Genomic DNA, 15817 nt, shown 5'->3' on the forward strand with positions numbered 1-15817 from the left:
TTTTAAAAATATTCACACTTTTACTTTTTGGGTACAATTATTGGATAATTGTTTTTGGATGACGTTTCACGACGGTGAGGAAACGCTTTTTTTGAAATTACTTTACACTTAACTGTGTATTTAAAAAATAGAGATCTGAATATCATGAGCAAAAGGAATCTTCTTTATTTGGCTTCTGCATTGATATCTGCACTTGTAGTATCAGGATGTGCAAAAAGTTCAAAACCTGACGCTAACAATCCAGGAGGCTATAGTACAATGACTGGTTTAGAGTATAACGGAAAGGATGACAATACTTTCTCTGTACGCCAATACAACGGTATGCCAGAAGTACCAAACATGCGTTACATTGAGGGTGGACGTTTCGTATTAGGTTCATACGAAGAGGACTTAATGAAATCTCGTGATAATGTAGAAAGAACTGTATCAGTAGCATCGTTCTGGATGGATGAAACAGAAGTAGCAAACGTTCACTGGTTAGAATATTTACATTATGTAAGTACTGACTCATCAGTATCAGGTGTATCTTATGAAGAGGCACTTCCAGATACAACAGTATGGGCAGAGCAACTAGCATTTAACGATCAGTATGTAGATCACTACTTACGTTACCCTGGTTTCCGTTTCCACCCAGTAGTAGGTATTACATGGACTCAAGCTCAAAACTTCTGTGCATGGCGTACAAACGTTGTTAATAAGAACTTAGCAATTAACAATGGTACTGATGAAGAAGCAGAAGCTGCAGAAAACGGTGAACCAATTCCATTAGAATCAGGTGTGGTATTACCAGCATTCCGTCTTCCTACTGAAGCAGAATGGGATTATGCATCACAAGCTTTGATTGGTTTACAAGATATCGACGAAAACTACTCTGAGCGTCGTATCTATCCTTGGTCAGGTCACTCAGTTCGTAACCCTTACGGTGAGCACATGGGTGATATGATGGCAAACTTCAAACGTGGTCGTGGTGACTACGCTGGTATCGGTGGTAAGTTGAATGACGGTGCGATGATTACTTCATGGATCTATGACAACCCTCCAAACGATTTCGGCTTATACAACATGGCTGGTAACGTTTCAGAATGGGTTGAAGATATCTACCGTCCACTTTCATACTCTGATATGGATGATTTAAACCCAGTTCGTAAGAATGACTACTTAGATGGTCCTGAACACGGTTACAACTACCAATCATACGGTTATGTACGTCAGTACAATACGTTCATCTCGAACTCTATCCGTGTATACAAAGGTGGTTCATGGAAAGACGTTGCTTACTGGATGGCAGCAGGTACTCGTCGTTTCTTAGATCAAGATTCAGCAACAGCAACTATCGGTTTCCGTTGTGCAATGATCAACCCGGGTGAAAACTAGAATTCACATCGCCTAAAGCGATTAAAATATAAGAGTCCTTACTTCAGCAATGGAGTAAGGACTTTTTTTATGTATAAGAAATAACCACTTTGAAAGAAATTGTAATTACTCCTCTACATCATCAGTTTCAAGCATTTATTTTTTATTACCAACTCCCCTATTCTTCTTAACGTTTTTTCTTCAAATTCTTCTTTAATATTGTTTCATTCTTCATAAGAAAAACCTTACTTTCGTAGTTTGTAAATAAGCTAAATTTGATTGATTTAGCGTAGCTTTCTACTTTTAGAAAGTTGTTTTGAAAACCTTTGGATAGCGCGGTATACCATGGTGAATATCACACAAAAAATCGCTCAACTGCTGAGCATTTCAGAGAAGCAAGTGTCTGCGACACTTGAATTGTTAGATGATGGAGCTACAGTTCCATTTATCTCTCGATATAGAAAAGAGGTAACGGGAAGTTTGGACGAAGTGCAGGTAGCAGAAATCCGAGATAAAGCCCAACAACTTAGAGAACTCGAAAAACGTAAAGAGAGTATTCTAAAAAGTATTGAAGATCAAGGCAAACTAACAGATGCTTTAAAAAATAAAATTCTTGCTACTGAAACAATGTCAGTGCTAGAAGACTTGTACCTTCCTTACAAACCAAAACGTAAGACTAGAGCGAGTATCGCAAAAGAAAGAGGATTAGAACCTTTAGCAGATACTATTGCTTCACCAGACTTATCTACAGATATTGTTGAAGAAGCAAAAAAATACATCGATCCAGAAAAAGACGTTACAGATGTAGAAAAAGCTTTAGCTGGGGCAAGAGATATTATTGCAGAACGTCTGAATGAAGACCAGGAAACTAGAGCAGAAATGCGTAAGCTATTTATGAAAAAAGGTAGCTTCAAAGCAAAAGTAATTCCTGGTAAAGAAAATGAAGGTGCAAAATATAAAGATTACTTCGACTGGACAGAAAATGTTGAGAAAGCTCCATCACATAGAGTTTTAGCAATGAGAAGAGCAGAAAAAGAGATGATTATCTCTTTAGATTGTTCACCAGAAGAAGAAGATGCATTATTCTTATTAGAAGATCTACATGTAGATCAGAGAACTCCATCAGCAGATCAAATTCAATTAGCAGTAAAAGATGCTTATAAAAGACTTCTGAAGCCATCAATGGAAACAGAATCTCGTTTAGCGTCAAAGAAAAATGCTGATGAAGAAGCTATTGGTGTTTTTGCTGAAAACTTACGTCAGTTATTATTAGCAGCTCCATTAGGACAAAAAAGAGTACTGGCATTAGACCCAGGTTTCCGTACAGGTTGTAAAGTAGTTTGCTTAGATCGTCAAGGAAAACTGTTAGAAGATGCTGTAATCTACCCTAACGAACCTCAAAGAAAAGTAGCTGAGTCTGCTGCATTGATTTCTCATTTAGTAGCTAAACACAATATCGAGGCGATTGCTGTAGGTAATGGTACGGCTAGTAGAGAAACAGAATCTTTTGCAAGAAACTTAGGATTATCAGGTGTACAAATAGTTGTTGTTAATGAAAGTGGAGCATCTATTTACTCTGCATCTGAAACAGCTAGAGATGAATTCCCTGATAAAGATGTAACAGTAAGAGGTGCAGTTTCTATTGGTAGAAGACTAATGGATCCACTTGCTGAACTTGTAAAAATTGATCCTAAATCAATCGGTGTAGGTCAATACCAACATGATGTAGACCAAACAGCTTTAAAAGGAAGTTTGGATGACGTTGTGATGAGTTGTGTAAACGCAGTAGGTGTAGAAGTGAACACTGCGAGTAAAGAATTACTTTCGTACGTCTCAGGATTAGGTCCAAGTATCGCAAAAAATATTGTGGACTTTAGAAATGAAAATGGTGCATTTACATCTAGAGCACAACTAAAGAAAGTACCTCGTTTAGGACCAAAAGCATTCGAACAGTGTGCAGGTTTCTTAAGAATCAGAGATGCTAAAAACCCATTGGATTCTAGTGCGGTTCACCCAGAAAGCTATGATATCGTTAAGAAAATGGCTGAAAATCTTGGTGTAACTGTTAAAGAGTTAATGGCAGACGAAAACTTCCATAAGCAGATTAAGTTAGAAGATTACGTAACAGACACTGTCGGTCTTCCTACTTTAACTGATATTCTAAAAGAATTAGGCAAACCAGGTCGTGACCCTCGTGAGAAGTTTGAAGCATTCCAATTCCAAGAAGGTGTTGAAAAAATTTCAGACCTTTCAATTGGTATGAAGCTTCCGGGTATTGTAACAAATATTACAAACTTCGGTGCATTCGTAGATATTGGTGTTCACCAAGACGGACTTGTTCACTTAAGTCAAATGGCTGATCGCTATATTTCTGATCCTAATGAAGTAGTGAAAGTACACCAAAAGGTACAAGTTGTAGTCACAGACGTAGATATTGCAAGAAAAAGAATTGCTTTATCTATGAAAGGAATGGACGGCAACTCATCTGCTCCAAAAGGATCAAAAGGCAAGCCGAATACAAATAAGCGTCCTTCTTCTCAAAGACAAAATAAGAGAGAAGAAAACGACGAAAACATGTCTATGGCTGATAAATTAGCGATGTTACAAAATCGTTTTAAATAAACAACAAGGATGCCTGTGCCTAAAAAGTACAGGCATTTTTTCATATTACTCTTACTGTCTCAACATATGATCGCATATAAAGAAAAAGTTGAAGCATGTGTTCAACAAATACAGACACTAATAGACGGATTTCAACCTGAAGTAGGTATCGTTTTAGGTACGGGCCTAGGTGGGTTAGTAGAAGAATTTGACATAAAATACGACTTAGCCTATGAGAAACTAAATGATTTTCCATTATCAACTGTTGAGTCTCATAAAGGGCGACTAATCTTTGGCTATTTTAATGGTAAAAAGATTGTAGCTATGCAGGGTCGTTTTCATTTCTACGAAGGGTATGATATGAAAACTGTTACATTCCCTATTCGAGTATTAAAACTACTAGGAATCAAAGCATTGGTTATTTCTAATGCAGCAGGAGGTATCAACCCTAAGTACAATAAAAGTGATTTGATGATCTTAAATGATCATATCAACCTAATGACAGCGAATCCTTTAACAGGTACTAATATCAATGAATGGGGAGACCGTTTCCCAGATATGTTTGAGCCATACGACACTCAACTAAGAGAGCTTGCCAACCAAGTGGTAAAAGAGAATAATCTTCCTGTGCATGAAGGCGTTTATGCTGCAGTAACAGGCCCTAACTTGGAAACAAAAGCTGAATATAAATACTTAAGCATTATTGGTGCGGATGTAGTCGGAATGTCTACAGTACCAGAAGTAATTGTTGCCGTACAAATGAAACTTCCAGTGTTTGCAGTATCTGTAGTAACAGACCTTTGTTACGAAGGAGCTTTAAAACCTGTTCAATTGGAAGAAATCCTAGAAAACGCTCGTAATGCAGAACCTCATTTGTCTAAATTAATTGGTGGAATTATACAAAAATTCTAAATTAATTGTTAACTTATTCAAATAAGCACGTTAATTGCGTAGTTAAACCTAAGAGTTTACGGAACAATACTTCTTTACTACTTATACCATAAAACTTAATCATGGATAAGAAATTATCGGCTTTATTGCCTCTTGACCTTACTTATATCGATGATGCAATCATCAAATATTCTCTAACAGCCTCACCTGTTTTTTTAGTAGAGAAAATTATTCTATTGCATATCCTCACTGATAATTCAGCAAGTGAAGAGGTAGAATACAACGGCAAATTGCTTACAAGAAAAGACATGGCAGAGCAAAAAATGCGTGACCTTGTTGAGAAGCATGCCAATTTGAATGATCGTAATATTACTTTTGAATATATTATAACAGAAGCTAAGGATGTCACATCTGAAATATTAAAGGCTTCTAAGAAACATAAAGTAGACCTTATTATAGCGGGTAAAAAGAATATCGCAGAAGGTAGTGGTAATATTGCCAGACTACTAACTAGATATGCTTTCTGTACAGTACTTACGGTATCTGAAAACCCTCAAGTACCTATCAAAAAGGCTATTATTCCTATTGATTTCTCTGAAATGTCGAAAAGAGCAATGCTGGAAGGTATTGAAATCGCTAAGAGAAACCATATGGAGTTAATCATCTTGCATATCTATGCACTTCCTACCGGTTATCATACTTCTGGTAAAACTCCGGAAGAGTATGCTTCTGTACTTCACCTCCATGCCGAAAAGAGGTGTAAGAACTTTTTAAAGCAGTTTGATATGGAAGGTGTGAAGTATAAAATCAGACTTCACTTTGATTTATATGGTAACAATGAAGCGAAGATCATCTCAAATATTTCTCTAGTAGAAGATGCTGATCTAATTGTTATGGGATCAAGAGGACGTTCTGCATTAGCAGCTACATTTATTGGCAGTACTACTGAAAACTTAATGAAGCAACATAATACCACCGTTTCAACATTAGTGGTAAAAGACCGCGTGAGAAACCTAGGTTTATTTGGTGCATTATTAGAGATATAATCGAAGGACACTTTTTAAATAACTCTTCAAAGTGTGAGTCGTTACATTTTGAAGAGTTTTATTTTTTATATACTAACGTAAATATTTTTTTCTGCAACTTTCAACTATTCTTATGGAATCGCTTTTTACAACTGCTGGGTTAATCAGCCTTGTAACATTAACTCTTTTAGAAATTGTTCTAGGTATTGACAATGTGATTTTCATTTCGATTGTCAGTAGTAAATTACCTAAAGAACAACAGGATAAAGCTAGAAATCTAGGAATTATCCTTGCCTTATTTGTACGTATTGCTTTGTTATTTTCAATTTCATGGTTAGTGGGATTAGAAGACCCTCTTTTTACTATTCCATTTGTTGAGCATTTAGATGTAGACGGAGCATTAAGTGGAAGAGATTTAATCTTGCTTTGTGGTGGACTCTTCTTAATTGCAAAAACAACAAGTGAAATCCATAACAATGTAGAAGGAGACCCTGAAGAAGAAATGCAAGTCAAAAGAGTCAAGTCTCTATGGAGTGGTGTTTTACAAATTGTCATGATTGATATCGTATTCTCATTCGACTCTATCCTCACCGCTGTTGGACTTGTAAAAGAGATTGAAATCATGATTACTGCAGTTGTAATCTCATTAGGTATAATGCTTTTCTTCTCCAAGAAGATTGCCCAATTTGTTGATAGTAACCCTACCATAAAAATGCTTGCATTATCATTCTTAGTTATGATCGGGTTCTTATTGGTCATCGAAGCCTTTGGGGTACATGTTCCAAAAGGCTATGTATATTTCGCTATGGCATTTGCCTTTATTGTTGAGCTATTAAATATCAGAAGTAGAAAGAAAAACCCAAATAGGACTAAACTTGCTCATCAACATCATAACATTACAGAATCATAGAATATGATCATAAAAATAAAGCCCCTGACCTATCAAGATCAGGGGCTTTTTATATGGAACCAAAACTGAATTATACAGTCATGATATCTTTTTCTTTAGCTACAAATACAGCATCGATTTTTGCAGTGTATTTGTTTGTTAAATCTTGAACTGAAGCTTCAGCATCTTTGATTGCATCTTCAGAAGCACCATCTTTTAATAACTTTTTCAAGCCATCGTTAGTGTCCTTACGAGCATTACGAATACTGATTTTACCTTTTTCAATTTCAGATTTCACCTTTTTAACTAATTCACGACGACGCTCTTCAGTTAAAGGAGGCATGTTAATACGAACTTGCTCACCGTCATTAATTGGGTTAACACCTAAATCAGAATCACGGATTGCCTTTTCGATTTCAGCCAACATATTTTTCTCCCAAGGTTTGATCACTACAGAGTGAGCATCAGGAGTAGAAGCTGAAGCTACTTGGTTAATAGGAGTTGGAGCACCATAATAGCTAACTATTAAACCATCCAACATTGACGCAGAAGCTTTACCTGCACGAATTTTTTGTAATTCGTTTTCAGTATGGCTGATGGCTTTATCCATCATTTCTTTCGCGTCATCTAGGTACATTCCTATTTCCTCTTCCATTGTTATATTTTTTTTGATTATAAAAATCGATTATATAAAATTCTAATTTACGATACAATTGTACCCACTTGCTCTCCTGACATTAACTCAAATAAGTTATTCGGCTTATTCATGTCAAATACAATGATAGGTAAATCATTTTCTTTACAAAGTGTAAACGCTGTAAGGTCCATGATCTTTAAGTTCTTTTGAAGAGCCTCATCAAAAGTTAACTCATCAATTTTTTCTGCATTGGGATCTTTTTCAGGATCTGCAGTGTAGATACCGTCAACACGAGTACCTTTTAATACAACATCTGCATCAATTTCAACAGCTCTCAAAGATGCTGCAGAATCTGTTGTAAAGTATGGGTTACCTGTTCCCGCTCCAAAGATAACAACACGACCTTTTTCTAAGTGACGTACTGCTCTTCTTCTAATAAAAGGTTCACAAACTTGATCCATTTGTATACCTGACATCAAACGTGTATAGACACCTTCGCCTTCTAAAGCACTTTGTAGTGCCATACCGTTGATTACAGTAGCCAACATTCCCATGTGGTCACCTTGTACTCTATCGATACCCATTTTGCCGGCTTGCATGCCTCTAAAAATGTTTCCTGCACCGATTACAATAGCGACTTCCACTTTTTCGTCTACTACTTTTTTAATTTCTTTTGCATATTGTTCCAAACGCTTTGGATCAATACCGTATTGTTGCTCACCCATTAGGGCTTCACCACTTAACTTAAGGAGAACTCTTTTGAATTTCATATATGGCAATTTGAAGTTTTGCAAATATAAAAAAGTCAAGGAAATGATGTTATAAAATATGCACCTTATCTAAAAACTTATCATATTGCAATACAATAATATAGCATTTTTCGTACAAGTTACCATTTAAATATGTTATCAATTAATAAATTTATACTGCTTTTTTCTCTGTTTTTTATCTCAAACTTCACCGTTTTTTCTCAAGAGAAAGCACCTTTCAGAAGATGTGGTAATACGTTACATGCCCCTACCCATATATCTGCTTTACCTCAAACTTTCTCTCAAGCTCGTTATTTTGAGAACGTAGAACGCTTCTACCAGGCCAATTTGCCAACGGTTGTACATGTTATTTACACTACAGAAAATGCTAACATTGGAACCGGTGATAACATTAGTTCTGATCAAATTTGGTCACAGATTATAACAACTAACAAAGATTGGAACAGAGATAATTCCAACAAAGAGCAAACTTTAGAAGAATTCAAATCTGTCGCATCCAACATGCAAGTCAACCTCAAAATGGCATTGTATGATGAAGATGGAAATACAATGGAAGAACCTGGTGTAAATAGATTCTACAAACACCCTGGTTCTAAAGGATATTTTACTACAAGTGAAGTAGATAAAATCATCTCAGATAATATCTGGAACCCTGAAAAGTATATCAATATCTGGGTGATCAAATTATCCGGAGATTTACTAGGCTATGCTTACTTTCCGAATTTTCTAGAATTAGGTGGACTAAGATGGGTTAGCCAGGGAGAATTAGCCTCAGATGATATTGATGGTGTTGTGATTAATACGGAATACTTTGGTTCTAATGAGTTTGGAGGAGATTACAACCTCGACTACCCATTTCACTTAGGTAGAACAACAACACATGAGTTAGGACACTATTTAGGTATTCTACACCCATGGGGGGTTGGTAATGCAGGTAACTGTGGTGGAGATGCCTATGTTGATGAAAATGGAAATGAGAAAACTCCAAAAGACGACTTTTGTGATGACACACCAAGAGTAAACGGAACACATGCAGACAATCCGAATAATATCATTTTCTGTGATCAGGATACAGAATTTCTGACACAGTATTTATGTGATACGGAAAATTTCTCGTCATCGATGTATCAAAATTTCATGGATTATACGAACGATTCTTGTATGACGCTTTTCACTGCTGATCAGAGATACAGAGTTGATACTGTATTAACCTTATCTCCTGCCCGTAGAACATTAAATGAAGGAGCACCAGATGTAAGTATCACCATGGAGGACAGTAAAACTGTTTCGAATACAGAATACAATGAAATCTTTTGGCAGTCAGAAGTCAATAATTCAGAAATTGATATAGCCGGTTATATTGTAGAAAGAGAAGTAGATGGTAATGGATATCAATACATCTCAACGATCTTAAGCAATACTGTTCGATCATATAAAGATGTACTTCCATCGGCTAGCTACACTTCAAAGAAAATTTCATATAAAGTATATGCTGTAAATTCATCTGGCTTCTCTATGGGGTCTAATATTGTTAGCATTACCAATGGTGTAGTTGGAATAGATAAAGTCACAAAAGATGCATTTAAAATCTACCCTAATCCTTCGACAGGTATCTTTACAGTCAATCTTCAAGACTATGTAAGTCAGAATGGCCTTCTTGAAGTCTATTCTACCACAGGAAAGATGATTTATAGTAGAAATATTTCTGTAGATGAGATGGTAATTGAGGTTGACCTTTCCAAGCAAAGTAGAGGAACTTATATTATGCGATTTAGTAGTGACCTTGGTATCTTCACACAGAGGTGTATCAAAAATTAAAAAAATATTATCAGGCTATCTAAAAAAGGTAGCCTTTTTTTACTATCTCAATTACAAGGCATTTACATCCGAAGTCAAATCATTTACCTCAGGGCACATTACACAGGAAATGAATTTTGTATTCCTTATTTCCATTCCTATCTTCACGTCCACAAACTCTCAGAAACTCAATATTATTTTACCTTACAAAAAGTGATGAAAAAACTTATACTATTGTGTCTACTAATTTCTCATGTTTCTTTTGGACAAAGCAAACTAGTAAGTCAAACCATTGGAAAAATCGACATTCAAGAAGATACAGTAAAATCTGTATTCGATTGGATCGTAAAAAACATCAAATATGATGTCAACAAACTTCAGAAAATTAAAAACGGTAAAAGTCCTACCGGTAAAATGAAGTTCTATACCACAAATGAGCGTAATGTTTATCTTATTGATCAAGTAGTAAAGAAAAAAGCTGGAGTATGCCAAGATTACTCTTTATTACTGGATGTGATTATGAAGGAACTGGGTTATGAATCGTATATCATCAAAGGATACACTAAAAGGAAAGATGGTTCGATTGGAGGTGCTTTTGGACATACTTGGAATGCTATTAAAGTGAATGGAGAATGGAAGCTATACGATCCAACTTGGGGTGCAGGAACAGTAGAGAATGGTAAAAAATTTCATCAAAATTACGATCTCAATTGGTACGATGTAGCTCCTGAAAAAATGATTGAAAGACATATGCCTTATGATCCCATTTGGCAATTATTGGATACTCCTTACACTTATGAAAACTTCAATAAAAACACCATTCCTACTCCACAAGAACCAAAATATGACTACAATACTCTTATAGCAGAGCATCTAAAAAAAGATGATAAGAGTAGAATGGAAGCGGAAGTAGCTAGATCAGAAGAATTAGGCAATACGATAAACCTTGTGAAAGAATGGAGAAAGTTAACTCTTCGAAATATGAGTATCCATGGTGTTACAAGCAACAGAGAACTCTTAGAAAAAGGAAAAGAAGCGGGAAGTAATGCTATCGAAGGTTTCAACTTCTATGTTGAAGCGAGAAATAAACACTTTAAAGGAAAAAAGTGGTCTGCAGTAAATGCCAAGGCAAAACTTGTCGAAGCCAAAGATAATATTGAAATCGCTTATGATATCTTCAATAATATCGACGTTGATGAACCTGAATTAAAAATGAAAATCAACGAATACATCGACAGATTTAAGCAGATAAAACAAAAGATAGACGAAGGGTTGGTATACATTAAAGATATGAAAGGAATCTAACCTTTATTGAATAAAAAGGGAGCTTAATGTTAATCAATTAAGCTCCCTTTTTCTATTTATTCTTAGTGATGTCCACCACCTGATGGAGCCGAATTACTATTCCCAACAGGCCCATTATCCTTTACAAAGAACCATAATACAGCTGAAATCGCTAATGAAATGGACGCAATGTAGAACATCAACGTTTTATCTTCTGCTTCTGCTAAGATACCACCAATGAAAGCAGAAACGGCTAATTGTGGTAATACTACAGATAAGTTAAAGATACCCATAAAGAAGCCCATTTTTGCTTTTGCTACTTTTTCTGACATAATCGCAAATGGAAGAGATACTGTTGCTGCCCAACCAATACCTAGAATAACCATCATCCCATAAATCATATATTCTGATGTACTCCCTAGGAAAATCATCCCTGCATATCCAACAGCCATAATAGCAATACAAATAGCGTGGGTTTTCACTCGACCTATTTTATGTGTAATAGGCTCTAAAATGAAGGCCGGTAGAACTGCTGCAACAGCATTAAAGATTAGGAAAGACCAGTTAATTACAGAGCCAACTTCTTTACTACTAAAATCCGGGTATTCTTGTTGTACATAAGCAAACATAAATACAAACATCGTTTGAATCCCTACCCAAGTAGGTGCATGAGCCAGTAATACTTTTACAAAACCTGCAATATCTGTTTCTTTTCTCCCTCCTTCTTCGTTGTTTTCTTCACCTTGACTTAACACTTCTGGTTCTTCAATGAAGAATACCGGAATCACAGAAAAGACGAAGACTAAAATAACACCTACATAGATCAATTCAATGTTGCCTAATACAGAACCAATGAAATATGCTAATACACCAAAAGTACCTGAGATCGTTTGCATCCAAGTATACCCTTTTGTTACTGTATCATCTGTTGTTACATCGGCTATTATTGATCTTGTCGGGTTAAAGCTAATATTTATGGATAGATCTAAAATTAGTGCTACTGCAATGGCTACATAAATAGACGCTGGTACTTGTCCTTCTCCAAGCTCACTTGCAGCTTTTGTTGGTTGAAAACCTAAAGCATCTGAAATTACATGGATATTGGGCAATGCTAATAGCATTAAAGCGGTTAATACACCCCCAATTAATATAAATGGTCTTCGTCGACCGCCTAGAAACCATACTTTATCTGAAGCCAAACCAGCTAAAGGCTGACCAATAATACCTGCAATTGGACCCGCTGCCCATACAATACCTACTTCATGAATATCAAAACCATATTTAGTATTTAAAATCCAGCTTAATGCGGCTATTTGAATGGATAAAGCAAAACCCATCGCGGTTGATGGTAAACTTAAAATTACAAAGAATGAAGATTTTAATTTTTTCTGTATTTCTAGCATATCATTTAATTATTTATAGGCATTAAAGTTCTGTTGTTTATTTCATTTTCATTTCTCAAACAAATATATATAGTCAAAGCACTGAAATAAGTGATATTTAGCATATAATAGGATATAAATTGATAATTTTAAATAACAACGGGTTGCATAAAACGTTTTAAAAAAAATATTTTTTATTTTAGGTAGATATGCCAGTGAAATTCAAATATTGCTTTCTACATATCGTATTTTTTATATCTCTTTGGTGTAATGCACAAGATGCTTTCATACACCATTGGACCACAAAAGACGGATTACCACACAACTTCATTTATCATCTAAAAGAAGATAACAATGTGCTATGGATTGGTACGGATGATGGGTTAAGTATATTTAATGGTCATTCGTTTAAAACTTACAGTACTAAGGATGGTCTTAAGTCTCCTTATGTTATTGGGTTTAATAGAAATTATAGTGACTCACTTTTCTTATTTACCTGGAAAGGCGGTATCCATGTATTTAACACTGAACAAGATTCGATACATACCTATCCATATCTACAACATAAAGCAGCCAATAAACTTCATAAAGGAATTGTATTATCAGATGACGTTTATGGGTGGCAATGGAGCTACATTTATCATTTCAATACCAACACAAAAAAAGGATATAAACTATCACCCTATTCTAAACAAGAAAATGGAAAAAAGGAATTATTCTTTTCAGTTAATAAACCCGTACCCCATTATATTATAAAGAAAACAACGTTAGTTCCTATTAATCTTGTTCGATTCCAAAATAAAATATTGGTCATGGGATATGATACCCAAGGCTTAAAAGTATTGGAAGGTAATAAAGTAACTGACGACTTCTTTGAAAATGCTTTAGGTGATATAGTATTATCCTGTGCTAACCAAGCCAAAGATGGAGGATTGATAGTTGGTACAATGGGGAAGATCATCAAACTCTCACCAAGAGGCATTATACAAGACACGTTCGATTTCGATCCTGCCTTTTATGCTAGCGATGTCTATGAATTATCTACTGGTGATATGGTCGCATCCATTAATAAGACCATGGATCATCAGAAAAATATTTTGATCAAAAAGAAAAGTAAAAAAATTATTGAACTGGAAAAGTTGGTCAAAAGTAAGTCTTCAAGTTCTTCATTATTAGTTGATAAAAAAGATCGTATTTGGGTTTCTACACAAGGTGATGGTCTGTTTCTTATACATAACACAGAATGTAGATACATTGGTATTGAAGACCTTTCTATACCTCACATTCTTTCTATCAATGAGAAAAATGACTCTACCATCTTATTCTCTACGACCAACCAAGTTTATGAATACAACACTAACGAAGAAGAACTTAAAATAAAATATCCTGCTAAAAGAGCCATAGTCAATATTTTTGAAGATAAATCTATCGCATTTACCTCGAATAATGGATCTATATTCGAAAGTGGCGATTCTATCGATATTCAGTATTCTAAATATGTAGGAAGAAATTATGGAGGTCGTTGGTTTATAGAAGAAGATACTTTAAAGGTGTTTGATCAAAAAAATAAAATCATCAAAGCTTTCCATAAATTTCCTGAAGGTAAAATTACTCAGCCCAAGATATCACAAGCCATCATTAGTGATTCTTCATTATGGATCGCCACAAAAGGAGCTTTAAGTTATTATGATTATTCTCCCAATTATAAGCTGACTTCTGTAAATGTTTGGATTGAGCAATTAGCAAGTGGAGAACGTATCAATGATATTCTCTTAGACCCACAAGATACTTTGCTGTGGGTGGCGACCAATTATAGTCTTTATACATTAGATGCTAATCGCCCTAAAGAAGCTCTACTACAGAAGATTTCTTCTATGGAAAATACAAACTGTACTAAGCTATACAAGGATCACTTTGGGCAGCTTTGGGTAGGAACTTCAAATGGCCTAAGTGTATTAAGAAACGGAAATTTAAAGAGGCGATATAACAAGTCGTCAGGTCTTATTAGTAATTACATTACTGAAATATTTGAATCATCTGATCATAACCTTTGGATTGGTACACACCAAGGAATTATGTCGATGCCTAACAACAAGATTGCTCTGCCTATTGCTCCTCCAACGGTACATTGGAAAGACAAAGTTTATAAATCACACAGTAAATATAGTACTATACAGCTGCCTCTAGTTGCCAATTCGTTAAGTGAAATGGAATCTATTCGATTGCAATATAAAATTGGAAAAGCAGGCGACTGGATCAACTTTACGTATACCGACAGATTAAATATTACCAATAAGTCTCCCGGAGAGTATCCCCTTTTCTTAAGAGGTAAAACGATTGGTTCAGAATGGAGCAAACCTTCTAAAAGTGCACTAATCATTAATGGTTATTTCTGGGAAAGTAACATTTTTAAGGTGAGTATAATTCTGATCTTACTGAGCGGTATTATTTACTATTCTAACATTAAGATTAAAGAAGAAAAACTCAAATCTGATAAGCTGAAAGAAATTATTCGCTCAAGGGCGGAAACTCAGAAGAAGCTAGCAAGGATCAGGAAGGAAATTGCACAAGACTTCCACGATGAAATGGGTAATAAACTCGCTAGTATCACAGTGCTTGCCGATTTAGCATCTATGAAACTAAAAGGAAAAGATGCTGATACAGAAAAAATCCTTCTTAGAATTGAAGGACAATCCAAGTCATTGTATAATGGAACACGAGATTTCATCTGGTCGATTGACGCGAAAAATGACGAGCTAGGAATGATCTACGATTACATTAAAGATTTTGGTGAAGAGTTTTTTGATGAGTTAGAAATTCGATATCATTCTAAAAAGAATATTTCACATAACACCGAACAACTTACTCTCCCCCATTCTTGGAGTTTACAATTGGTCTTGATTTTTAAAGAAGCCATGACCAACATCGCCAAATATGCACAAGCAAAACATGTGTATTTATCCATTATTGAGAGTGATGATGATATGATAAGAATTGAAGTAAAAGATGATGGATTAGGTTTCGACATTCCTGATAAAAGCAAAGGGAATGGCCTAAAAAACATGAAATCTAGAGCTAAAAAAATAACTGGAAGTAGTTTTGATATTGAGAGTGAGGAGGGTAAAGGCACTTCAGTTTTTATCACTTTTTCAAGGAAGTTCGGTAATTACGAATAAAAACTACCCGAA

At 35.3% G+C, this 15817-nt stretch carries 11 protein-coding genes; 8 read left to right on the plus strand and 3 right to left on the minus strand.

Going from position 1 to position 15817, the window contains the following annotated elements; genetic code table 11:
• Positions 1–144 precede the first annotated feature (144 nt).
• The 5 genes from gldJ (at position 145) to HGP29_RS08500 (ending at position 6780) form a co-directional block, all read left to right on the plus strand.
• Entirely contained in the window at positions 145–1374 is a 1230-nt protein-coding gene (gene gldJ / locus HGP29_RS08480) for a gliding motility lipoprotein GldJ (protein WP_168881935.1), read from the plus strand.
• 324 nt (positions 1375–1698) lie between these two features.
• Positions 1699–3975, plus strand: coding sequence for a Tex family protein (locus HGP29_RS08485; protein ID WP_168881936.1), 2277 nt, complete (start codon positions 1699–1701; stop codon positions 3973–3975).
• A 66-nt stretch (positions 3976–4041) separates the two neighbouring features.
• Entirely contained in the window at positions 4042–4866 is an 825-nt protein-coding gene (locus tag HGP29_RS08490) for a purine-nucleoside phosphorylase (RefSeq protein ID WP_168881937.1), read from the plus strand.
• A gap of 101 nt (positions 4867–4967) precedes the next feature.
• Positions 4968–5891, plus strand: a complete 924-nt coding sequence (locus HGP29_RS08495) for a universal stress protein (protein ID WP_168881938.1) — start codon at positions 4968–4970, stop codon at positions 5889–5891.
• A 112-nt stretch (positions 5892–6003) separates the two neighbouring features.
• Complete coding sequence (locus HGP29_RS08500; RefSeq protein ID WP_168881939.1) at positions 6004–6780, plus strand: TerC family protein; 777 nt, start codon at positions 6004–6006, stop codon at positions 6778–6780.
• 70 nt (positions 6781–6850) lie between these two features.
• Here HGP29_RS08500 and frr read toward each other — a convergent pair whose 3' ends face one another.
• The gene (gene frr, locus HGP29_RS08505) at positions 6851–7414 is read right to left on the minus strand and encodes a ribosome recycling factor (RefSeq protein WP_168881940.1); all 564 of its coding nucleotides are present in this window, start codon (positions 7412–7414) and stop codon (positions 6851–6853) included.
• A 47-nt stretch (positions 7415–7461) separates the two neighbouring features.
• Positions 7462–8166 (minus strand): UMP kinase, encoded by a 705-nt coding sequence (gene pyrH, locus HGP29_RS08510; protein ID WP_168881941.1) that lies wholly within the window; start codon positions 8164–8166, stop codon positions 7462–7464.
• A 132-nt stretch (positions 8167–8298) separates the two neighbouring features.
• Between pyrH and HGP29_RS08515 the strand changes: the two genes are divergently transcribed.
• Positions 8299–9984: a zinc-dependent metalloprotease gene (locus HGP29_RS08515; RefSeq protein ID WP_168881942.1), complete on the plus strand. Its 1686-nt coding sequence runs from the start codon at positions 8299–8301 to the stop codon at positions 9982–9984.
• 195 nt (positions 9985–10179) lie between these two features.
• Positions 10180–11268, plus strand: coding sequence for a transglutaminase domain-containing protein (locus tag HGP29_RS08520; RefSeq protein WP_168881943.1), 1089 nt, complete (start codon positions 10180–10182; stop codon positions 11266–11268).
• Between the two features lie 62 nt (positions 11269–11330).
• Here the strand turns inward: HGP29_RS08520 and HGP29_RS08525 are convergent, their stop codons facing one another.
• Entirely contained in the window at positions 11331–12650 is a 1320-nt protein-coding gene (locus HGP29_RS08525; protein ID WP_168881944.1) for an MFS transporter, read from the minus strand.
• A gap of 188 nt (positions 12651–12838) precedes the next feature.
• Here HGP29_RS08525 and HGP29_RS08530 point away from each other — a divergent pair, with 188 nt between their 5' ends.
• The gene (locus HGP29_RS08530) at positions 12839–15805 is read left to right on the plus strand and encodes a sensor histidine kinase (RefSeq protein ID WP_168881945.1); all 2967 of its coding nucleotides are present in this window, start codon (positions 12839–12841) and stop codon (positions 15803–15805) included.
• The last annotated feature ends 12 nt before the right edge of the window (positions 15806–15817 follow it).

The organism is Flammeovirga agarivorans, assembly GCF_012641475.1.
GTDB classification, from domain to species: Bacteria; Bacteroidota; Bacteroidia; order Cytophagales; family Flammeovirgaceae; genus Flammeovirga; species Flammeovirga agarivorans.